This is a genomic window from Streptomyces parvus, assembly GCF_014648875.1.
Lineage (GTDB): Bacteria > Actinomycetota > Actinomycetes > Streptomycetales > Streptomycetaceae > Streptomyces > Streptomyces parvus.
Window position 1 is genome coordinate 240758 of record NZ_BMRY01000004.1, and the last position, 21158, is coordinate 261915.

The following is a 21158-nucleotide window of genomic DNA, read 5'->3' on the forward strand; positions in this document are numbered from 1 at the left end:
GCGCGGTGCGCGCCCCTCCTCGGCCGCCGGTCGTCAGCCGTCCAGGAGGCGGGCCATCCACTCCTCGACGCCGTCGGCCGTACGGGGCAGCGCTCCGGAGAGGAGTTTCGCACCGTCGGCGGTGATCACGAGGTCGTCCTCGATGCGCACGCCCATGCCGCGCAGCTCGGACGGCAGCGTCTCGTCGTCCGGCTGGAGATAGAGCCCGGGTTCGACGGTGAGGACGTGGCCCTCCTCCAGTACGCCGTCGAGATAGGTCTCCGCGCGGGCCCGGGCGCAGTCGTGCACGTCGATCCCGAGCATGTGCCCGCTGCTGCACAGCGTGTAGCGGCGGTACAGGCCGCTGTCGTCGGCGAGCGCCTCCTCGGGCGGGACCGGCAGGACGCCCCAGGCGTGCAGCCCCTCGGCGATGACGCGCATGGCCTCCCGGTGGAAGTCCCGGAAGCGGGCGCCGGGCCACAGGACGGCGATGGCGGCCTCCTGTGCGGCCAGCACCAGTTCGTAGACGTCGCGTTGGGCCGGTGAGAAGCGGCCCGACAGGGGGAGGGTGCGGGTGATGTCGGCGGTGTAGAGGGTGTCGGTCTCCACCCCCGCGTCGAGCAGGAGGAGTTGGGACGGCGCGAGCGGGCCGTCGTTGCGGATCCAGTGCAGGACGCAGGCGTGCGCACCCGCTGCCGCGATGGTCTCGTAGCCCGTGCCGTTGCCCTCGGTCCGCGCGCGCAGATTGAACACGCCCTCGATCCGGCGTTCGCCGCGGGGGTGGCGCAGGGCGTCGGGCAGGGCGCGCACCACGTCCTCGAACCCCGACGTGGTGTGGTCGACGGCGAGTTGGAGCTGACCCACCTCCCACGGGTCCTTGCGCAACCGGAGTTCGGCGAGTGCGGCGTCCAGCTCGGCGTCCCCCGAAGGGGTGTGGGACCGCGCGGGGAGCAGGCCGTCGACCCGGAGGTCGACGCCGGCGAGCAGGCGGGTCGGCGGCTGCGGACCGGTGAGCAGCCCCGGCAGTTCGTCCAGGTGGGCGCAGCGCAGCCCGGTCAGTGCCGCCGTCTCGTCCAGGTCGGGCCGGCGGCCGACCCAGAACTCGCCGTAGCGGCGGTCGCGGTAGAACCCGCTGGTGTCGCGGGGGGAACGGGGGCGGATGTGGAGCACCGCCTCATGGCCCTCGGGGCCCGACGGTTCGAGGACCAGGACGTGGTCGGGCTGCTCCTCGCCGGTCAGTCCGGTCAGCCAGGCGTAGGCGCTGTGCGGGCGGAAGCGGTGATCGGTGTCGTTCGAGCGGACCTTGAGCGTTCCGGCGGGTATGACCAGCCGCTCGCCCGGGAAGCGCGCCGACAGCCGCTGCCGCCGGTCGGGCAGCAGGGCGTGGCCGGGTACCCGTGCGTCGGCGGGCAGCGGGGAGGGCGCCCAGCCGGTCGCCATGAAGGCGTCCAGGGCGGCCGGGACCGGCAGATCGTGGCTGCCCGTGTGCGGTCGGGCCGGGGGCATGGAGGTCATGGGTCTCCTTCGGAGGGTGTGCCTGGGAGTGCCGGGGCTGCCGAGGGCGCCGCGCCGGAGGTCCGAAGCGTCCGGGCTGCGGGACACGTTTCGGTAACGGGGCGTCATACTCCTTGGCTGTGCAATTTCACATTACTATGTTACGGGTCACATCGCTTGGATGCGACGCATTTCCCGGCCCGCTCCGCCTCGCGTTCCGCAAGCAGTCGCCCTCCGGGCCGCTCGGCCGCCCGGAGCGCCAAGTCCCGCCGGACCCACACCCGTTCCGCCGACTCGTCCCGCTGTCGCCGTGCCCCGTTCCCGTACCGAGGAGTGCCCCATGTCCCGTCGCAGCCGTGTGCTGTCCGTATCCCTGAGCACCTCGCTGGCCCTGGCCCTGCTGAGTGCCTGCTCCACGCAGGGAGGTGACGACCGCGGGCCGGACACGCGGCAGCCCGGTGTGGCGACCGGCACCGTCATCGGCGGCACACCGGAGCGGGGCGGCACCCTGACCGTGCTGTCCAACCAGGACTTCGCCCATCTGGACCCGGCCCGCAACTGGGTCATGCCGACCATGGACTTCGGCACCCGGCTGATCTACCGCACCCTCACGACCTTCCGGGCCGCGCCGGGGAAGCGGGGCAGCGAGGTCGTCCCCGACCTGGCGACCGACCTCGGCAGATCCTCCGACGGCGGCCGCACCTGGACCTTCACCCTGAAGTCCGGCCTCGTCTACGAGGACGGCACCCCGATCCGCGCCCGCGACATCAAGTACAACGTCGAGCGCTCCTTCGCCCCGGACCTCGCCGGCGGCCCCGACTACGCCCAGCGCTATCTGGCCGGCACCGAGGGATACGCCGGCCCGCTGGACGGCGAGCACCTCGACTCGATCCGCACCCCCGACGACCGGACCATCGTCTTCTCGCTGCGCAGGCCCGTCGCCGAGTTCTCCTCCACGGTCACGCTGCCCACCTTCTCTCCCGTGCCCGAGTCCCGGGAGAAGGGCGTCCAGTACGACCTGCGGCCCTTCTCCTCGGGGCCGTACCGCATCGAGAGCTACGCCCGGGGCAAGAAGCTGGTGCTCGGCCGCAATCCCCACTGGGACGCGGCGACCGACCCGGTGCGCAAGGCGTACCCCGACCGGATCGTGGTGGTCCAGGGCCTCAAGGGCGGGCAGATAGACGACCGGATCATCGAGAGCGCGGGCGCCGACGCCTCCGCGGTCGAATGGTCCGACCTGCAACCCTCCAGCGTCGCCAAGGTCCTGCCGAAGCCCGGGATCCGGCAGCGGCTCTCCGCCGAGCGCACCGGCTGCACCGACATGCTCGCGCTGAACACCTCCCGGGCGCCGTTCGACGACCCGAAGCTCCGTCGGGCGATGCAGTACGCCGTCGACAAGCAGGCCCAGGTCACCGCCAACGGCGGGCCGGCCCTCAACGACATCGCCACCGCCTATCTGCCGCCGTCCCTCACCGGCGGCCGCGCCGCCGACCCGGTCCACACCGGGCCGGCCACCGGGGACGTGAAGAAGGCCGAGAAGCTCCTCGCCGAGGCGGGCAAGGGCGGCGGGTTCGACACGACGATCACCGTGTCCACCGGCGACAAGACCCGCGCCGAAGCACTCCAGCAGAGCCTGGCCCGGGTCGGCATACGGCTGCGCATCGAGACCGTCGACCCCTCCGTCTACTACGACACCATCGGCGACACCGCGAACGCCCCCGACATGGCCATCAGCGGCTGGTGCCCCGACTACCCGTCCGCCGCCACCTTCCTGCCGTTCGTCTTCGACGGCCGCACCATCAAGGCCAAGGGCAACCAGGGCAACGTCTCCCAGTTCCGCGACAAGGCCGTGGAGCGGCGCATGGACGAGATCGCCGCGATGCCCGACGCGACCGCCGCCGCGAAGGCGTGGAACGCGCTCGACCGGGAGATCCAGGCCAAGTCCCCGGCCGTCCCCCTGCTCTGGGAGCGCAAGCCGCTGCTCGTAGGCGACAACATCGCCGGAGCCTTCGGACACCCCTCCTGGACCGGCCAGTTCGACTTCGCGGTGATCGGCCTGAAGGACCCCTCCCGGAGCCAGGGCTGAAAGGGCGGGGACGCGTTCCCATGAGCATCGCCAACGCCCCGGCCACCGGACCGGGCGACGCCCCCGCCGCCGACGGGCCCGGCACCCCGGTCCTGCCCGACGCCCCCTGGCGGACCACCTGGCGCCGCCTGTGGAGCGACCGGGGCAGCCGGACCGCCCTGATCGCCGCCGCCCTGCTGATCCTGATCGCCCTCACCGCGCCCCTGCTCAGCCGGCTGGGCGGCTGGTCGCCCACCGCCTTCGACGCCGGCGCCATCGACCCCTACCTCGGCGGTCTGCCCCACGGCGCCCTCGGCGGCATCAGCGCCGAACACTGGCTCGGCGTCGAACCGGTCACCGGCCGCGACCTGTTCGCCCGCGTCGTCCACGGCGCCCAGGTCTCCCTGCTCATCGCCTTCGCCGCCACCGCGATCGTGGTCGTCACCGGCACCGCCGCGGGCATCGCCGCCGGCTACTTCGGGGGCCGCGTCGACACCGTACTGAGCAGGCTGATGGACCTCACCATGTCCTTCCCCTCGCTCATCTTCATGATCGCGATGATGTCGGTGGCCCAGGACGTCAACCGGGTCGTGCTGATGACCGTCGTCATCGGCGTCTTCGGCTGGCCCGGCATCGCCCGCGTCGTGCGCGCCGAGGCCCTCTCCCTGCGCCACCGCGAATTCGTCGAGGCCGCCCGCGCCTGCGGCAGCGGACCCTGGCGGATCCTCACCCGCCAGGTGCTGCCCAACATCTCCGGGCCCGTCATCGCGTACACCACACTGCTGATCCCCGGAATGATCAGCACCGAGGCCGCGCTCAGCTTCCTCGGGGTGGGCGTGCGCCCGCCCACCCCCTCCTGGGGCCAGATGATCGCCGAGGCCGTCGCCTACTACGAGACGGACCCCATGTACTTCATCGTCCCCAGCGTCTTCCTCTTCGTCGCCGTCCTCGCCTTCACGGTCCTCGGCGATGCCCTGCGCGACATCCTCGACCCCCAGGGAGGCCGGCCGTGATCGCCTACCTGATCCGCAGGTGTCTCGGCGTGGCGGGCGTCCTCCTCGCCATCTGCGCCGTCACCTTCACCATCTTCTACCTGCTGCCCGCCGACCCCGCCGCGGCGGCCTGCGGCAAGACGTGCAGCCCCGAACGGCTCGCGGAGGTACGCCACTTCATGGGGCTCGACCAGCCCGTGTGGCGCCAGTTCGGCGACTACCTCGTCGGCATCTTCGCGGGCCGTGAGCTGGGCAGCGGCCCCCATGCGATCCAGTGCGGCTTCCCCTGCCTCGGCTACTCCTACGAGAACGCCCTGCCGGTGTGGGACCTGCTGATGGACCGGCTGCCCGTCTCCGTGTCGCTGGCCTTCGGCGCCGCCTGCCTGTGGCTGGTGCTCGGACTGGGCGCCGGAGTGACCGCGGCCCTGCGCAAGGGCGGACTCCTCGACCGCACCCTGATGGTCGGCGCGGTCGCCACCGCCTCGCTGCCCGTCTACTTCACCGCGGTGATGCTCCTGTACGGCCTGGTCCGGCTGACCGGACTGCTGCCCTACCCCGCCTACGTCGCGCTCACCGACGACCCGTTCGCCTGGGCGGCCAACCTGCTCCTGCCCTGGGTCGCACTCGCTCTGCTCTACGCCGCCATGTACGCACGCCAGAGCCGGAGTTCGATGATCGAGACGATGGAGCAGCCCTACATCCGGACCGCCCGCGCCAAGGGCCTGCCCGCCCGGACCGTCGTGGTCAAGCACGGACTGCGCTCCGCGATGACGCCCGTGCTCACGCTCTTCGGCATGGACCTCGGCGCCCTGCTGGCCGGAGCGGTCATCACCGAGTCCATCTTCGGCATCCCCGGAGTCGGACGGCTTTTCTACGACGCCCTGCAACGCTCCGACCAGCCCGTCGTGCTCGGTGTCACGCTGCTCGCGGCCTTCTTCATCGTGGCGGCCAACGTCGTCATCGACCTGCTGTACGCCGTCGTCGACCCGAGGGTGAGGAGCTGACCGTGGAGCCCACCACCGAACCGGATCAGCTTCTCGAACCGGACCAGCCCCTGCTGCGCGTCCACGATCTGCGGGTCGCCTTCGACACCCCGGCCGGAGCCGTCCAGGCCGTCGACGGGGTCTCCTTCACCGTGGCGGCCGGCCGCACCCTGGGCCTGGTCGGCGAGTCCGGCTCCGGCAAGTCGGTCACCTCCCTCGCCGTGATGGGCCTGCACCGCCGGGCCCGGGTGAGCGGATCGATCACCCTCGCCGGAGAGGAGCTCCTCGGCCTGACCGACCGCCGGTTCGGCCGGCTGCGCGGACGCCGGATGGCGATGGTCTTCCAGGACCCGCTGTCCGCGCTCCACCCCGCGTACACCGTCGGCGAACAGATCGCGGAGGCCCACCGCCACCACTTCGGCAGCGCCCGACGCGTCGCCCGCAGAAGGGCGGTGGACATGCTCGGCGAGGTCGGCATCCCCGAACCGGCCCGCCGGGCGGGGGAGTTCCCGCACCAGTTCTCCGGCGGCATGCGCCAGCGCGCCATGATCGCCATGGCCCTGTCCTGCGAACCCGAACTGCTCGTCGCCGACGAACCGACCACCGCGCTCGACGTCACCGTCCAGGCGCAGATCCTCGAACTGATCGCCCGCCTCCAGCAGGAACGCGGACTGGGCGTCCTGATGATCACGCACGACCTGGGCGTGGTGGCGCGCGTCGCCCACGAGGTGCTCGTCATGTACGGCGGACGCGGTGCCGAACAGGCCCCGGTGGACGCGCTGTTCAGCAGTCCCGCGCATCCCTACACCCGCGGCCTCCTGGACTCGCTGCCCCGTCTGGACGACCCCGACGACGCACCGCTGCGCGCCATCCCAGGCTCCCCGCCGTCACCGGCCGAGCCGCGAACCGGCTGCCCCTTCGCACCGCGCTGCCCCCGCGCGGCCGCCGCCACCGCCCCGGAGCGGGCCCGCTGCGCCGGGGAGAGCCCCCGCCCCCGGGACGTACCCGGCGAGGGGCGGCTCGTCGCCTGCCACCTTCCCCTGCCGGCCGCCCCGGCCGTCCCGCACCCCGGTCCGCCGGGCATGGCTCCCGTACCGGCCGAGGAGGCCCGATGAGACCCCCGTACTCCAACACCTCGGAAATGCCCCCTCGTTCGGCCGGAGACGGCGGTGCGGCGCCCCTGCTGTCCGTACGCGGTCTGGTGAAGACCTTCCCCGGCCGCCGCGTCCTGGGCCGCGCCGCCGCGCCCGTCCGCGCGGTGGACGGTGTCGATCTGGAGCTCGCCGCGGGGGAGACCCTCGGCCTGGTCGGGGAGTCGGGCTGCGGCAAGTCCACGACGGGCCGGATGCTGGTCCGGCTGCTCGAACCCACGGCGGGTACCGTCGAGTTCGAGGGCCGCGACATCACCCATCTGTCCCCGCGCGAACTACGGCCCACCCGGCGACACCTCCAGATCATCTTCCAGGATCCCCACGCCTCCCTGAACCCGCGGCAGACCGTCGCCCGGATCATCGCCGAACCCCTGCTGGTGCAGGGGGCCACCGCCCGGGCCGCCCGGGACCGGGTGGCCGAACTGCTCGACCTGGTGGGCCTGGGGGCGGAGCACCTGGACCGGCACCCGTACCAGTTCTCCGGCGGGCAGGCCCAGCGGATCGGCATCGCCCGCGCCCTGGCGACCGGCCCGCGCCTGATCGTCGCCGACGAGCCGGTCTCCGCCCTCGACGTGTCCGTACAGGCCCAGGTCGTCAATCTGATGGACCGTCTGGGGGCAGAGCTGGGGCTGTCGTTCCTCTTCATCGCCCACGACCTGTCCGTCGTGAAGCGGGTGTGCGACCGGGTGGCGGTGATGTACCTGGGGCGCATCGTCGAGATCGGCGACAAGCGCGAGCTGTACGACAGCCCCGCGCACCCCTACACCCGGGCGCTGCTCTCCGCGGTCCCGCTGCCCGACCCGGCGGCCGAGCGCCGCCGCGAGCGGATCCTCCTCCTCGGCGACCCGCCGAGCCCCGCCGCGCCGCCCAGCGGCTGCGGCTTCCACCCGCGCTGCCCCAAGGCGCAGGCGGTCTGCCGCACCGAGCGGCCGCTGCTCCGGGTCGTGGGCTCGGGAGCGCGCACGGCCGCCTGCCATTTCCCCGAGACGGACTGACCGTTTCCCCGAATCAGACGGAAAGGACCGTGGATTTCCGGCACGGGTCTTCCTTGTGATGTGTGACCTGTGCCATTGTACATAGCACAGGGCGTGGACATGCCAAGTCGGCATCGATCCCGTTCAGTCCGGCCGACAGCACGGCATGACGACATCCCCGAGCCGCGCCCTGTCCATCCCATCGGTCACGCAATCCCGCGTGACCCGATCCCTCATGGGAGGAAAACCAACGTGAGAACCACACTCGTCCGCCGAGGTGTGGGTGCCGTTCTGCCCCTGGCTCTGGCCGGGGCGATGGGCGTCGCGCTGCTCGCGCAGCCGGCCCAGGCGCAGCCGAACTCCCCTTCGGCCGCCACGGCATCGAACGCGTCGCAACCGTCCCGCCCCGCCGGTACGGCCGACCCCGCGCCGCAGGCGCAGCAGTCCCCCGCGACGGACACCGGCCACCGGACCGAGGACCGGCGACCGGCGTCCCAACTCCCCCCGCTGAGCGCCGACAAGTCCCCCCTCAGGGAGGCGTACGACGACCACGACGCCCCGAAGAAGCAGGGCCTCGCCAAGAAGCCCTCGGCGAAGGCGGCCGCCGCGTGCGACCCGGCCGACTTCACCGGCCGCACCGGGGCCGAACTGGTGCGGCAGATAAAGGCGTCCACGACCGACTGCGTCAACACGCTGTTCAGCCTGACCGGAAGCAACGCCCAACTGGCCTTCCGTGAGGCCCAGATGGTCACCGTGGCCTACGCGCTGCGCGACAACGCCGCCTACTACCCGGGCGACGGGAGCACCGGCACCCCGCAGCTCGTGCTCTACCTCCGCGCCGGGTACTACGTGCAGTGGTACAACCCGGATGTCGTCGGACCGTACGGCAGCGCCCTGCGGACCGCCATCCGCTCGGGCCTCGACAGCTTCTTCGCGAGCCCCCGGTCGCGTGACGTCACCGACGAGAACGGCGAGACGCTGTCCGAGGCGGTCATCCTGATCGACAGCGCCCAGGAGAACGCCCGCTATCTCGCCGTCGTCAAGCGGATGCTGGCGGACTACGACTCCTCCTGGAACGACTTCTCGCGGATGCTCGCCGCGGTCAACAGCGTGTACACGGTGACCTTCCGGGGCCACCAGGTGCCGGAGTTCGTCAGCGCCGTCGAGGCGGACCCGAGCGTCATCGACTCCCTGCACCGCTTCGCCGCCGACCACCTCTCCCTCCTCGGCGGCGACCACGCGTACCTCGCCTCCAACGCCGGGCGGGAGCTGGGCCGTTTCCTCCAGTACCCGAGCCTGCGGGGCAAGGCCCGGCCCCTGGCCACCGACCTGCTCGGCCGGAGCTCCATCACCGGCCCCACCGCCGCGCTCTGGGTGGGCATAGCGGAGATGGCCGACTACTACGACAAGGCGAACTGCTCCGCGTACGGCGTCTGCGACCTTCAGGAACGCCTCAAGCGGGAGGTCCTGCCGGTCCGCCACACGTGCAGCCCCGGCATCCGCATCCTCGCCCAGCAGATGACCTCCGCCGAACTGAGCGCGTCCTGCACCAGCCTCATCGAGCAGGACGCCTACTTCCACCGGATCGCCAAGGACGACGGCCCGGTCGCCGACGACCACAACACCAGCATCGAGGTGATCGCCTACGACTCCAGCGCCGACTACCAGACGTACGCCGGCGCGATGTACGGGATCGACACCAACAACGGCGGCATGTACCTGGAGGGCGACCCCTCCGTCGTGGGCAACCAGCCCCGCTTCATCGCCTACGAGGCGGAGTGGCTGAGGCCGGACTTCCACATCTGGAACCTCAACCACGAGTACACGCACTACCTCGACGGCCGCTTCACCATGTACGGCGACTTCACCGAGAACATGAGCACCCCCACCGTCTGGTGGGTGGAGGGCTTCGCGGAGTACATCTCCTACCACTACCGGGGCGAGCCCTACACCGCGGCGATGACCGAGGCCGGCAAGGGCACCTACGCCCTGAGCACGCTGTTCGACACCGACTACAGCCACGACACCACGCGTGTGTACCGCTGGGGCTACCTCGCCGTGCGGTACATGCTGGAGCAGCACCCCGCCGACATGGACACGGTGCTCGGCCACTACCGCACCGGACAGTGGGCCGCCGCCCGGACCCACCTCACCAGCACCATCGGCACCCGGTACGACAGCGACTTCCGGACCTGGCTGGCGGGGTGCGCGGCCGGTGACTGCGGCGACGGCTCCACCAGCCCCGTCTCCGAGTGCACCGACCCCGACCCCCGCGTCCTCGGTGAGAACTGCCGTCGCGGCAATCTCTCCGCCACCACCGGCAACTACGCCTACCACTACCTGTACATACCGGCCGGCACCAAGCAGCTGAAGATCACCGTCAGCGGCGGCACCGGCGATGCCGACCTCTACTACAGCGGCACCGGCTGGGCCACCACCGGATCCCACACCAGCCGCGACACCGGCCCCGGCAACTCCCACACCCTGACCGTCACCAACCCGCCCGCGGGCGCCAACTACATCAGCCTGCACGCGGCGAGCACCTTCGGCGGAGCCACCGTCACGACCGCCTACTGATCCGCCTCCGCACCCTCCGGCCGGGGCCGGGCGCCACCAGCGCCCGGCCCCGTTGCCAGAGCCTGTCCGTCAGGCCCGTTGTCAGTGCCTCCCCCTACAGTCGAAGACATCGCTCGGGGAACGCACCGGGGGCTCGGGGAACACCGGAGAAGGAGCACAGCCATGTCCGCCAACAGGATCCAGCACAAGGTGAATCACGTCGCTCTGGTCGTGGACGCCTCCGGTTCGATGTACCAGCACCAGGGTCAGCTGATCCGCGTCGTCGACGAGTTCGTGGCCGGGCTGAAGGCCGAGTCGGACAGCCTCGGCCACGAGACCCGGATCAGCCTCTACTCCTTCGACCACCGGGTGGAGAACCTGGTCTGGGACATGGATGTGAAGCACCTCCCGTCCATGCGCGGGCTGTACAAGGTCAACAACGGCGCCACGGCGCTGATCGAGGCCTCGCTGAAGTCCCTGGACGACCTCGGCCACATCTGGGAGGAGTACGGCGAGCACAGCTTCCTCCAGATCGTCGTGACGGACGGCGAGGAGAACGCCTCCGGCGGCGACCGGCGGCACGACGGCGACATGACCATCCTCGGCCCCTGGCTCGACCGGATCACCGCGAAGATGAACGGGCTCCCGGGGCACTGGACCTCCGCCATCCTCGTGCCGAACTCCCTGGCCAAGCGCACCGCGCAGAACTACGGCTTCCCGGCGGGCAACATCGCGATCTGGGACGCGGACTCCCAGAAGGGCGTCGAGGACGCGATCGGCACCGTGCGCGCCGCCGCCACCAGCTTCCTGCGCGGCCGCGAACAGGGCGTGCGCGGAACGAAGAACCTGTTCGCCGTTGGACAGGACATATCCGTGGACGACGTGCGGGCCACCCTCGAACCGGTCGCGGCCGACAAGTACCGGCTGCTGAAGGTCGACAAGGAGATGGAGATCCGCGCCTTCGTCGACTCGCACCCGGGCGTCACGTATGAACGCGGCTTCTGCTACTACCAGTTGGGCTCCCGCGTCCAGGTGCAGCCCGACAAGGAGGTCATCGTCGTCGAGAAGGACACCGACCGCGCGTACACGGGCGAGGCGGCGCGCAACCTCCTGTTCGGCGCCGGAGTCCGCGGAACCGTCTCGGTGAAGGCGGGCAACAACCCCAAGCTGGAGGTGTACGTCCAGAGCCGTTCGGTGAACAGGAAGCTCAAGGCCGACACGCGCCTGCTCATCATGCTCTGATCACGCTCTGGCGGGTGCCGAGGTGTCCGTCGCCACCGACACGGCGAGCAGGCCCAACGCCGTGCCCATCAGGTAGCGCTGGACACGGAGCCAGGAGGGGCGTCGCGCGAGGAAGGCGGCGATGGCTCCCGCCGCCAGGACGATGCCCAGATTGACGGTGAGGGCCACCGCGATCTGGACGGAGCCCAGCAGAAAGCCCTGGAGCAGGACGTTTCCCGCCTCCAGACTGATGAACTGCGGGATGAGCGAGAGATACATGATGGCGATCTTCGGGTTGAGCAGATTCGTCATCAGGCCCATCGTGAACAGCTTGCGCGAGGAGTCGTGCGGCAACTCCTCGGGAGCGAAGACGGACACGCCCCCGGGCCTCAGGGCGTTCCAGGCCAGATAGGCCAGGTAGGCGGCGCCGGCCAGCTTCACGGCCACGTACAGCTCGGGCACAGCGAGGAAGACCACCGACAGACCGAGATTCGTGGCCACCAGATAGACCAGGAAGCCGACGGCCACACCGCCCAGGGAGATCACTCCCGCGCGTCGCCCCTGGGTGATGCTCCGGGAGACGAGATAGATCATGTTCGGGCCCGGGGTGAGCACCATGCCCAGGGCGACCATCGCGACCCCCAGCACCCCGCTCGGCTCGACCATGCTCTCCCGCCACTCTGATCATGGGGTGCCGGAAAGGTCCGGCACCCTGTGCACCGGCCCCCCGCAACCGGTGCAATCGGAGTCTAGGTTTGCAGTCCTCCTCGGTTCAATACGTGACATTGCACTCGGTGCAATGTCATGCTTGGATGCCGCTCGCCAGGTAGTCGACGCCGAACGCCCACCGAGGAGGCGAAGCCCGTGAAGGACTTCCGGTCCGTCGCCGACGCGGTGGCGGAGGAGATCGCCGCGGGGCGGCTGAAGGGCGGGGAACGGCTGCCTCCGCAGCGGGAGTTCGCCCGGCGTCACGCGATCGCCAACTCCACCGCCGTCCGCGTCTACCAGGAGCTGGCCCGCCGGGGCCTCACCGTCGGCCAGGTCGGGCGCGGGACGTTCGTCGCGGCCGAGCCCGGTGCTCCGGTGCCGGTCCCCGCCCTCTCCGAGCCCGCCGCCCACCGGGTCGACCTGGAGCTCAACCACCCCGTCGTCCCCGAACAGGCCGGGCTGCTCGCCGCGGGCCTGGAGAAGCTGGTGCGCTCCGACGACCTGGAGTCGGTGCTCCGCCCGGTCGGGCCCGCCGGGACGCCCGCCGCCCGCGAGGCGGCCGCCGATCTCCTCGTACGGGGCGGTGGACGACCCGGTCCGGAACGGGTCCTGTTCACCGGAAACGGCCGGCAGGCCATCTCCGCCGCCGTCGCCGCGCTGACCCGGCCGGGAGCCCGGCTGGGCGTCGAGGAGTTCACCTATCCGGTGCTCAAGTCCATCGCCGCCCGGCTCGGTGTCACGCTCGTACCGCTGGCCATGGACGAGGACGGACTGATACCGGAGGCGGTGGAGGAGGCGCACCGCGCCGAACCGCTGCACGCCGTCTACGTACAGCCGGTCCTCCACAACCCGCTGTCGCTCACCATGCCCGCGCGGCGGCTCGACCACCTGGCCGATGTGCTGCTGACCTCGGGGATCCATGCGATCGAGGACGCCGTCTGGGCCTTCCTCCGGGACGACCTGCCGTCCCTCGCCGCACGGGCCCCCGAGCACACCGTTCTCGTCGACAGCCTCTCCAAACGGCTCTCCCCGGGCCTGTCCCTCGGGTTCGCCGTGGCCCCCGCCCCGCTGGAGGGCCGGGTCACGGCGGCCGTGCGCTCCGGCGGTTGGATGCCCATGCGGTTCCCCCTGGAGGCGATGGTGCGGTGGCAGGAGGACGGGGTCGTCGCCGCTCTCGTACGGGCCAAACAGCGTGAGGCCGGGGCGCGTCAGGAGGTCGCGCGACGCCACCTCGGCGACTTCCGCACCCGCAGCGACCCGTCCTCGTACCACCTCTGGTGGGAGCTGCCCGCCCCCTGGCGCTCCGACACCTTCGTCGCCGCCGCCGCGCGGCACGGCATCGCGGTGACCCCGGCTGCCGCGTTCGCCGCCGGCCGCCCCCGCGGCCCGCAGGCGATCCGCCTCGGCCTGGCGTCCCCCACCAGGGAGGTGCTCTCCCGGACCCTCGCGACCCTCGCCGGTCTCGCCCGGTCAGCCCCGGACGACCTTGCCGAGGACTGAGAGCCCGGGCCCCGGGAGCCGGCGGTGGTCAGGGCGCCCGGTCGCCGCGCTCCGCGATCTCCTCCAGGAGCCCGTCGAGGTCTTTCAGCCGGTCCAGGCCCTTCACCGCCCTGGCCATCCGGTGGTTGGCGCTCAAGGACTCGCGGTGGCGGTGCAGGAAGGCCCAGTAGCCCGCCGTGTACGGGCAGGCGTGCTCGCCGGTGCGCTCGGTGGGGCGGTAGGCGCAGGGCCCGCACAGGTCGCTCATCCTGTTGATGTAGGCCCCGCCGGAGGTGTACGGCTTGGTCGTCATCCGGCCGCCGTCCGCGTACTGCGACATGCCGACGACATTGGGCAGCATCACCCAGTCGTAGCCGTCGACGAAGCACCGGTGGAACCAGTCGGTGACCGCGGCCGGATCCCAGCCGTCCTGGAGGGCCCGGCTGCCCAGCACCATCAGCCGCGGGATGTGGTGCGTCCAGCCGGTGTCACGGACCTGGGCCAGCACGGTGGACAGGCAGTTCGCGGTGACCGCGTCGGCGTCCAGGTCGAGGAACCAGCCGGGCAGCGGTGCGGTGTGACGTAGCGCGTTGCGGTGTCGGTACTCCTCCCCGAAGTGCCAGTACAGCTGCCACACGTACTCCCGCCAGCCCGCGATCTGCCGGACGAACCCCTCGACGCTGTTGAGCGGCGCCTCGCCCGCGCGCCATGCCTCCTCGGCCCGGTCGACGCACTCGGCGGGGTCCAGGAGCCCCAGGTTGAGGGGGACGGACAGCAGGCTGTGGCTCATCACGGGGTCGGCCGCGAGCATCGCGTCCTCGTACCGGCCGAAGTCGGCGAGCCGGTGGGCGACGAAGCGCCGGAGCGCGGCCAGCGCCTCCCGCCGGGTGACGGGGAATCGGCGGGGGCCGTCGTGGCCGACGAACGTGACCTCGCCGTCCCGCTCCCAGCGGTCGAGGTCGCGGCGCACCTCGTCGTCGATCTCGTCCTCGTGCGGGCGGTAGGGCGCCGGAACGTCCAGGGCGGGGGAACCCCGGGGCGGCGGCTCGCGATTGTCGTGGTCGAGGTTCCACGTGCCGCCTGCCGGCTCGTCGCCGTCCATGAGCAGATCGTGCTCCCGGCGCACCCACCGGTAGAAGCCCTCCATCCGCAGCCGGTCGCCCCCGTGCTCCTTCGCCCACGCCCCGAACTCCTCCTGTGCCAGCAGGAATCCCCGGGCCGGCAGCACGTCGATCCCGGCTCGGGCGGTCACGAAGTCCAGCGCGGCCCGGGACGTCGGGTGGCAGACCGTCAGACGGCCGGCTTTGCCGCCCCCGCCGCCGAATCCCGCCTCCGCCAGCCCTTCCGCGTAGGTACGGGCCTTGACGTAGCGGACCCGGTCGCCCAGTTCGGCCGCGCGGTGGCGCATCGCGGAGAGGACGAGGTGGGCCTTGGCCCGGTGGAAGCGGCGCCGACGCAGGACGGACCGGGCCTCGATCATCAGGAGCGGGGCGTGGGCGTCCGGGCCGTCGCGGCGCGGGTCCAGGAAGTGGGGGCCGAGCTGGTCCCCGAAGAGCCAGTGGGTGCGTGGTGCCATGGGTGCGTCTGTCCTGTTGTCGGAGGTCCCGCCCCCGCCACGCTAGGGAGGGCGAGGCCGTCTCCGGCGACGCCACGCCGCCGCCACGAACGCACGGTCGCCGGCGGGCCCGGCAACGCCCGCTCAGACCGCCACCGGCGCCGTCATCCGCCGCAGCCCCGTGTACTGGAGCGCGGTGTAGACCGTCACGATCAGCGCGCCGATCAGCAGGAACACCACTCCGGCCCCGTTGAGCGGTACGAAGTCGGCGAAGGCGATCACCACGCACCCGACCGCACACACGGCGTTGACCCCCACGACGGTCCTGGCCAGGGCGGGCGGGATCACCGGATAGCCCGCGATCAGAGCGAGGCAGCCCGCTCCACCGAGCTGGAAGATCCCGAACGCGACGGCGAAGGCCACCGGCATCCCGGTCAGCGAGCCGAGCGGCGCGGCGGCCGCGACGAGCACGAGGCCCATCACGGCGGTACTCACGCTGTCCACGCGCAGCACCAGCCGGAGGAAGCGGGCGGTGTCCTGTGCGGGGGCCGTCGCTGCGGACGTGGCGAGGGCGTACGTCATGGCGGGTCTCCTTCGTGCGGCGGGTCGACGCCACCGTGCCACGCACGGGGTCCGGGACTCCATGACCTCCCAGGTCAAGTACGACCTGGGAGGTCATGGAGTCCCGGGTCAAGAACGACCGCTCCGGTCGAGAACGCCTCGGCGAGTGATCCACGGATACGGTGGATACGGTGAGGTCATGGAGACCCGAGATCCGTCCCGGATAGGCCCGTTGCTCCGCGCGTGGCGCCACCGCCGCAAGCTCAGCCAGCTCGACCTGGCCCTCCGGGCGGACTCCTCGACCCGCCATCTCTCCTGCGTGGAGACGGGCCGCGCCCGGCCTAGCCGCGAGCTGGTGCTCCGGCTCGCCGAGCACCTCGACATCCCGCTGCGGGACCGCAACGGCCTGCTGCTGGCGGCCGGTTACGCCCCCGCCTACCGGGAGTCGCCGCTCGACAGCGACCGGATGGCCATGGTCCGCTCGGCGGTCCGGGCGATGCTGGCCGGACACGAGCCCTACCCGGCCGCCGCGATCGACCGGATCTGGAACATCGTCGACCGCAACGACGCGATGTCCCTGCTCCTCGGCACGGTGCCGTCGCATCTGACGGAGGCGGGCGGCAACGTGATGCGGCTGATCCTGCACCCGGACGGGCTCGCCTCCCAGTGCCTGAACTTCCCTCAGGTCCGCGCCCACGCGCTCGGCCGGCTGCGGCACCAGGTGGACACCACCGGCCATGACGACCTGCGGGAGCTGTACGAGGAGGTCTGCGCCTACCCGGGCCCGGCGGACCTCGACGCCGACCCCGGCCCGGTGGACCCGACCGGCATCGTCGTCCCGTTGCGCATCCGTACGCCGCTCGGCGACATGGCGTTCTTCAGCACCATCGCCACCTTCGGGGCGCCGGCCGACGTGACCCTCTCGGAACTCGCGGTGGAGTCGTTCTTCCCGATGGACGAGCAGACCGACACCCTGCTGCGCACCCTGGCCGCGCTGGGCGGCGGGGGGCGGTAGCCGGCCGAACCGAGGCCGGCCGGGGCGGGCGGGGGTCAGTGGCGGCGCGGCCCCGAGCCCGGCCTCCCGTGCGGGTGGGCCCGGAAGTCCCGGCCCTCGCTCCGCATCTGCTGGGCCCGCAGCCGGCCCGCCTGTTCGACCAGGAGCCCGTCCGCGTTCTCGGTGGCCCCGCGACGGCCGCGCCGGATCAGCACCACCGCGCACCACGCGGACACCCCGCCGATGCCTGCCACCAGTGCGACGAACGCCCCCATGCCCCACCCGCCTCCCCGTGCTGCGCCGGACCAGGGACTCATTCTCCGCGCCACCCCTGTCGCCCGGCAAGATCCTCTGGTTGACTTTATACCCCCGGGGGGTATCTTGGGTGGCGAGTGGTCGCGATTCGGCGGCCTTGGCGAGGGAGCGGACCATGCGAACAGGCCTCAAGATCACGTCCTTCGTCGCGGGGCTCGTGGCGGCCTTCGGGTCGGCGTACGCGGTGGGCGGCGCGCTCGATCCCGTGGCCGTGCCGAAGGAGCCGTCCCATCGGGAGAGCGGGGATGGTCATGGCGAGAAGAGCGCCGGGGGCGTCGCCCCGGGTGCGGACCTCGCCGCCTCCGGTGACGCCCGCCCCGATCCGCTGCCCGAAGCCGCGCGGACGGTGACCGTCGACGGGTACGAGGTCACGCTCGACGGGGCGCTGCGTCCCGGGGCGGGCAGCGAACTGAAGCTGGAGGTCGAGAAGGACGGCAAGCCGGTCACCGACCTCCACCCCCACCTCGGCGCGTACGGTCACCTCGTCGCGCTGCGCACCGGAGACCTGGCGTATCTCCGCGTCCATCCGAACGGTGAACCGGGCGACGGGCGTACGGGGTCCGGTTCTGAGCTCTCCTTCACCACGACGGCCCCGAGCGAGGGGGCCTACCGTCTCTTCCTCGACTTCCGGCACGGGGGGAAGGTCCGTACGGCAGCCTTCGCCGTGTACGCCGGGGGTGCGGCGTCCGAGGAGCACGCGGCCGAGGGCGGGGGGTCCGCCGGTCACTGCCACTGACCTCCGCTCGGCCGGGCGGCCCCGACGCACTCCGCCGAGCGCGGGTGAGTGCGTCCTGCGGCCGCCCGTGACCGGGGGAGGGGGGCGTGTTTGAGCCATCGACCCCCCTGGCTTAGGCTTGCCTAACCTTCATTGCTCGGCCAACCTGAGGACCCTCCATGCTCGGCTTCACCCGCGTGCGCCGCCACACTCTCGCCGCCACGGCCACCACCGTCGCTCTCGCCGTCGCCCTGGTCGGCTGCTCCTCGGACGGCGACGGCGACACGAAGGACGGGGCGAAGGACTCGGCCAAGAGCGGCGGCGCCTTCCCGGTCTCGATCAAGAGCTCGCTCGGCACCGCGAAGATCGAGGAGAAGCCCGAGCGCATCGTCACCCTCGGCCAGGGCTCCGCCGAGACCGCGATAGCCCTCGGCCAGACGCCGGTCGGCATCGAGAGCTACCCGTGGGGCAGCGACAAGTCCGGCTACCTGCCGTGGATCAACGAAGCGGTCAAGAAGTCCGGCGACGAGCTCCCGAAGCAGTTCACCGGCGGCGAGGAGATCGACTTCGAGGCGATCACCGAGCTGGAGCCGGACGTCATCCTCGCCCCCTGGTCGGGCATCACGCAGAAGCAGTACGACGTCCTCAAGGACATCGCCCCCACGGTCGCCTACCCCGACCAGGCGTGGAGCACCGACTGGGACCAGCAGATCGACATCATCGGCAAGGCGCTCGGCCGCACCGAGGACACGAACGGTCTCAAGACGAAGATCGAGAAGCAGCTCGCCGACGCCGCGGCCACCCGGCCGAACTACAAGGACGTCACCTTCTCGTACATCTACAACTCCGGCCCCGGCACCCTCGGCGTCTTCAAGCCCGAGGAGCAGCGCGTCAAGATGGTCTCCTCGCTCGGCCTGAAGGTCGACCCGGTGGTCAACGGCTTCAAGGAGACCCCCGGCACCGACTCGGCCCTCATCGGCCTGGAGAACGCCGAGAAGCTCAAGGACAGCGACGTGGTCTTCACGTTCTACACGGACGCGAAGAACCGCAAGGAGATCGAGGGCCAGAAGCTGTACGGCGAGATCCCCGCCATCAAGAAGGGCGCCGTCGTCGCGAGCAACGACAACTCCTTCGTCACCGCCTCCTCGATCATCAACCCGCTGACCGTGCCGTGGACGATCGAGCGCTACCTGCCGCTCATCGACAAGGCCGTCAAGACCGCCGGCAAGTAACCCCGGCCGGGTATCCGGACCGCCGAGCCCACAAGGCACACTCCACTCCCATGGCAACCACCACGGTCGCACCCCCGAGCGGCGCCGGTACCTCGCGTACCGGCGCCGCTCGGTCGGCGTTCCTCCTGCTCCTCGGCCTGGCCGCGCTGGCACTCGCGCTCTGCGCCAGCGTCATGTTCGGCAGCCGCTCCACGTCGTTCGGCGATGTCCTCGACGTCCTGCGCGGCACCGCCGAACCCAACATCACCACCATCATCGAGAGCCGCTACCCCCGCACCGTCCTCGGCGTCCTCGCCGGGGTCTGCCTCGCGGTCGCGGGCACCCTCATGCAGGGCGTCTCGCGCAACCCGCTGGCCGAACCGGGCCTCCTCGGCATCAACGCCGGCGCCTCCGCGAGCATTGTCGCCGCGACCGCCTGGCTCGGGGCCTCCGGGGCCACCGACACCATGTGGTGGGCGCTGCCCGGAGCGTTGATCGCGGGCGTCCTGGTCCATGTCATCGGCTCCGCCGGTACGGGAACGAGCGTGGTGCGCCTGGTGCTCGCCGGAGCGGTGCTCACCGCCGTCCTCATGGCGTTCATCCAGGCGGTGACCCTCAGCAAACCGCAGGTCTTCGACAGCTACCGCTACTGGGTCGTCGGAGCGCTCGGCGGACGGGACTTCGAGGTCTTCTGGTCCGTCCTGCCGTTCGCCGCCGCCGGCTTCCTGATCGCCCTCGCCCTCGGCCCCGGCCTCAACGCCCTGGCCCTCGGCGACGCGACCGCCGTCGCCCTCGGCTCGCACCCCGGGCGCACGCGGGCCGGCGGGCTGATCGCCGCGACCCTGCTCAGCGCCGCCGCGACCGCCGCCGTCGGCCCGATCGCCTTCGTCGGCCTCGCCGTCCCGCACGTCGTACGGGCCCTGGTCGGCGTCGACTTCCGCGCCCAGATCCTCTTCTCCGCCCTGATGGGCCCCACCCTCCTGCTCCTCGCGGACGTGGTGGGCCGGGTCGTCATGCGGCCCACCGAACTCATGGTCGGCGTCGTCACCGCCTTCATCGGCGCACCCGCGCTGCTCATCGCCGTACGCAGGATGCGGGGCACCTCATGACCGTCACCGACCGCACCGTCCCCGTCCGCAAGGCGCCCCGGGGCTATCTGACCGTCGGCAGCAACGTGGCGATACCCGTACGGCGGGCCTCGGTGTTCGCGGCCGCCGGGCTCTTCGTCCTCCTCCTCGCGGCCGCCGTCGCGACCCTGGCCTGGGGGCGCCTCGGCATCGACCTCGCCGACCTGCCTGCCGCCCTCGTCGGGGACGCCGAGGGCAAGGACCGGTTCGTCTTCAACAGGCTGCGCGGCCCCCGTCTCACCGTCGCCATCGGCGTCGGCGCGGCGCTCGGCCTGTCCGGCGCGCTGTTCCAGTCCGTCACCCGCAACCCGCTCGGCAGCCCGGACGTCATCGGGCTCTCCGCCGGAGCCGGCGCGGGTGCCGCGTTCTGCGCGCTGATGTTCCCCGACACGGTCCCGGTCCCCGTCGGCGCGCTCATCGGCGCCCTTGCCGCCATGGCCCTCGTGTACGTCTCCACCGGCACCGGCTTCCGCAACCCGGCCCGGCTCGTCATCGCGGGCATCGGGGTCGCCGCGATGGGCGCGGCCCTCACCCAGTACGTCGTCTACGCCCTGGAACGCGACAAGGCCTCCGTCCTCACCGCGTACGTCAACGGCAGCCTGACCGCCCGTTCCTGGACCGACGCCACGACCGTCTGGCTCGTCCTGGCCGCCGCCGCCCCGCTGGCCGCTCTCGTCTCCCGACGGCTCGACATCGGCGAGATGGGCGACGACATCGCCGAGGGGCTCGGCGCCGAGCCGAAGAAGGCCAAGACCCTCGCCGTTCTCCTGGCCATCGCCCTCTCGGCCGCCGCGGTCAGCGTCTCGGGCCCCATCGCCTTCATCGCCCTGACCGCCCCCCAGATCGCCCGGCGCCTCACCCGCGGCTCCGGCCCCCACCTGCTGCTCTCCGCCCTCACCGGCGGTCTGCTGCTGGTCCTCGCGGACCTCTGCTCCCAGCAGCTGGCCCTCTTCGACGACCTGCCGGTCGGGATCTACACCATGGCGATCGGCGGAGCGTATCTCGGCTATCTGCTGGTACGGGAGTGGCGCAAGGGCGTGCTCTGAGCACCGGGCGGCCCGGGGCCGGGCGATCCTCC

The 21158-nt window shown here is 71.7% G+C and carries 18 protein-coding genes; 13 read left to right on the plus strand and 5 right to left on the minus strand.

Features of this window, described 5'->3' with window-relative positions; genetic code table 11:
* Positions 1-33 precede the first annotated feature (33 nt).
* On the minus strand, positions 34-1494 hold the full coding sequence (locus IE140_RS14655; RefSeq protein WP_150196606.1) for an aminopeptidase P family protein: 1461 nt from the start codon (positions 1492-1494) through the stop codon (positions 34-36).
* Between the two features lie 319 nt (positions 1495-1813).
* Here IE140_RS14655 and IE140_RS14660 point away from each other — a divergent pair, with 319 nt between their 5' ends.
* The 7 genes from IE140_RS14660 to IE140_RS14690 all read left to right on the plus strand — a co-directional run bounded on the left by IE140_RS14660 (position 1814) and on the right by IE140_RS14690 (position 11436).
* On the plus strand, positions 1814-3559 hold the full coding sequence (locus IE140_RS14660; protein ID WP_150196607.1) for an ABC transporter substrate-binding protein: 1746 nt from the start codon (positions 1814-1816) through the stop codon (positions 3557-3559).
* A gap of 20 nt (positions 3560-3579) precedes the next feature.
* On the plus strand, positions 3580-4551 hold the full coding sequence (locus IE140_RS14665; RefSeq protein WP_150196608.1) for an ABC transporter permease: 972 nt from the start codon (positions 3580-3582) through the stop codon (positions 4549-4551).
* The gene (locus tag IE140_RS14670; RefSeq protein WP_150196609.1) at positions 4548-5534 is read left to right on the plus strand and encodes an ABC transporter permease; all 987 of its coding nucleotides are present in this window, start codon (positions 4548-4550) and stop codon (positions 5532-5534) included. Before IE140_RS14665 ends, IE140_RS14670 begins: the two co-directional genes overlap by 4 nt.
* The gene (locus IE140_RS14675; protein WP_373296171.1) at positions 5531-6628 is read left to right on the plus strand and encodes an ABC transporter ATP-binding protein; all 1098 of its coding nucleotides are present in this window, start codon (positions 5531-5533) and stop codon (positions 6626-6628) included. The genes IE140_RS14670 and IE140_RS14675 overlap by 4 nt, the downstream gene beginning before the upstream one ends.
* A gap of 26 nt (positions 6629-6654) precedes the next feature.
* On the plus strand, positions 6655-7659 hold the full coding sequence (locus tag IE140_RS14680; protein WP_150196618.1) for an ABC transporter ATP-binding protein: 1005 nt from the start codon (positions 6655-6657) through the stop codon (positions 7657-7659).
* A 231-nt stretch (positions 7660-7890) separates the two neighbouring features.
* Entirely contained in the window at positions 7891-10215 is a 2325-nt protein-coding gene (locus tag IE140_RS14685; RefSeq protein ID WP_373296163.1) for a M9 family metallopeptidase, read from the plus strand.
* A gap of 162 nt (positions 10216-10377) precedes the next feature.
* Complete coding sequence (locus tag IE140_RS14690) at positions 10378-11436, plus strand: vWA domain-containing protein (protein WP_150196611.1); 1059 nt, start codon at positions 10378-10380, stop codon at positions 11434-11436.
* Here the strand turns inward: IE140_RS14690 and IE140_RS14695 are convergent, their stop codons facing one another.
* Positions 11437-12081, minus strand: a complete 645-nt coding sequence (locus tag IE140_RS14695) for a LysE family translocator (RefSeq protein WP_150196612.1) — start codon at positions 12079-12081, stop codon at positions 11437-11439.
* A gap of 198 nt (positions 12082-12279) precedes the next feature.
* On the opposite strand from IE140_RS14695, the gene IE140_RS14700 reads away from it, so the two are divergent.
* Entirely contained in the window at positions 12280-13623 is a 1344-nt protein-coding gene (locus tag IE140_RS14700) for an aminotransferase-like domain-containing protein (protein WP_150196613.1), read from the plus strand.
* Positions 13624-13651: 28 nt separating this feature from the next.
* Here IE140_RS14700 and IE140_RS14705 read toward each other — a convergent pair whose 3' ends face one another.
* Positions 13652-15178, minus strand: a complete 1527-nt coding sequence (locus IE140_RS14705; protein WP_150196614.1) for a cryptochrome/photolyase family protein — start codon at positions 15176-15178, stop codon at positions 13652-13654.
* 123 nt (positions 15179-15301) lie between these two features.
* The gene (locus tag IE140_RS14710; RefSeq protein ID WP_150196615.1) at positions 15302-15739 is read right to left on the minus strand and encodes a hypothetical protein; all 438 of its coding nucleotides are present in this window, start codon (positions 15737-15739) and stop codon (positions 15302-15304) included.
* A 178-nt stretch (positions 15740-15917) separates the two neighbouring features.
* Between IE140_RS14710 and IE140_RS14715 the strand changes: the two genes are divergently transcribed.
* Positions 15918-16733 carry a helix-turn-helix domain-containing protein gene (locus IE140_RS14715; protein ID WP_189460421.1) on the plus strand — a complete coding sequence of 272 codons (816 nt, stop codon included), beginning with the start codon at positions 15918-15920 and terminating at the stop codon, positions 16731-16733.
* Between the two features lie 35 nt (positions 16734-16768).
* Here IE140_RS14715 and IE140_RS14720 read toward each other — a convergent pair whose 3' ends face one another.
* On the minus strand, positions 16769-16987 hold the full coding sequence (locus IE140_RS14720; RefSeq protein ID WP_150194069.1) for a hypothetical protein: 219 nt from the start codon (positions 16985-16987) through the stop codon (positions 16769-16771).
* A gap of 155 nt (positions 16988-17142) precedes the next feature.
* Between IE140_RS14720 and IE140_RS14725 the strand changes: the two genes are divergently transcribed.
* The 4 genes from IE140_RS14725 (at position 17143) to IE140_RS14740 (ending at position 21126) form a co-directional block, all read left to right on the plus strand.
* Positions 17143-17763 (plus strand): DUF8832 domain-containing protein, encoded by a 621-nt coding sequence (locus tag IE140_RS14725; RefSeq protein WP_150194067.1) that lies wholly within the window; start codon positions 17143-17145, stop codon positions 17761-17763.
* A 158-nt stretch (positions 17764-17921) separates the two neighbouring features.
* On the plus strand, positions 17922-18974 hold the full coding sequence (locus IE140_RS14730) for an iron-siderophore ABC transporter substrate-binding protein (protein ID WP_150194065.1): 1053 nt from the start codon (positions 17922-17924) through the stop codon (positions 18972-18974).
* A gap of 50 nt (positions 18975-19024) precedes the next feature.
* Positions 19025-20062, plus strand: a complete 1038-nt coding sequence (locus IE140_RS14735; RefSeq protein WP_032768689.1) for a FecCD family ABC transporter permease — start codon at positions 19025-19027, stop codon at positions 20060-20062.
* A complete protein-coding gene (locus IE140_RS14740) occupies positions 20059-21126 on the plus strand; it encodes a FecCD family ABC transporter permease (RefSeq protein ID WP_150194063.1) in 1068 nt (355 codons plus the stop codon). Before IE140_RS14735 ends, IE140_RS14740 begins: the two co-directional genes overlap by 4 nt.
* Positions 21127-21158: the final 32 nt, after the last annotated feature.

What these genes read in the sequence shown, in the direction of transcription:
- IE140_RS14655 (WP_150196606.1), bottom strand. Translation starts at nt 1,494, where the DNA reads ATGACCTCCATGCCCCCGGCCCGACCGCACACGGGCAGCCACGATCTG.
- IE140_RS14660 (WP_150196607.1), top strand. Translation starts at nt 1,814, where the DNA reads ATGTCCCGTCGCAGCCGTGTGCTGTCCGTATCCCTGAGCACCTCGCTG.
- IE140_RS14665 (WP_150196608.1), top strand. Translation starts at nt 3,580, where the DNA reads ATGAGCATCGCCAACGCCCCGGCCACCGGACCGGGCGACGCCCCCGCC.
- IE140_RS14680 (WP_150196618.1), top strand. Translation starts at nt 6,655, where the DNA reads ATGCCCCCTCGTTCGGCCGGAGACGGCGGTGCGGCGCCCCTGCTGTCC.
- IE140_RS14690 (WP_150196611.1), top strand. Translation starts at nt 10,378, where the DNA reads ATGTCCGCCAACAGGATCCAGCACAAGGTGAATCACGTCGCTCTGGTC.
- IE140_RS14695 (WP_150196612.1), bottom strand. Translation starts at nt 12,081, where the DNA reads ATGGTCGAGCCGAGCGGGGTGCTGGGGGTCGCGATGGTCGCCCTGGGC.
- IE140_RS14705 (WP_150196614.1), bottom strand. Translation starts at nt 15,178, where the DNA reads ATGGCACCACGCACCCACTGGCTCTTCGGGGACCAGCTCGGCCCCCAC.
- IE140_RS14710 (WP_150196615.1), bottom strand. Translation starts at nt 15,739, where the DNA reads ATGACGTACGCCCTCGCCACGTCCGCAGCGACGGCCCCCGCACAGGAC.
- IE140_RS14715 (WP_189460421.1), top strand. Translation starts at nt 15,918, where the DNA reads ATGGAGACCCGAGATCCGTCCCGGATAGGCCCGTTGCTCCGCGCGTGG.
- IE140_RS14720 (WP_150194069.1), bottom strand. Translation starts at nt 16,987, where the DNA reads ATGGGGGCGTTCGTCGCACTGGTGGCAGGCATCGGCGGGGTGTCCGCG.
- IE140_RS14725 (WP_150194067.1), top strand. Translation starts at nt 17,143, where the DNA reads ATGCGAACAGGCCTCAAGATCACGTCCTTCGTCGCGGGGCTCGTGGCG.
- IE140_RS14730 (WP_150194065.1), top strand. Translation starts at nt 17,922, where the DNA reads ATGCTCGGCTTCACCCGCGTGCGCCGCCACACTCTCGCCGCCACGGCC.
- IE140_RS14735 (WP_032768689.1), top strand. Translation starts at nt 19,025, where the DNA reads ATGGCAACCACCACGGTCGCACCCCCGAGCGGCGCCGGTACCTCGCGT.
- IE140_RS14740 (WP_150194063.1), top strand. Translation starts at nt 20,059, where the DNA reads ATGACCGTCACCGACCGCACCGTCCCCGTCCGCAAGGCGCCCCGGGGC.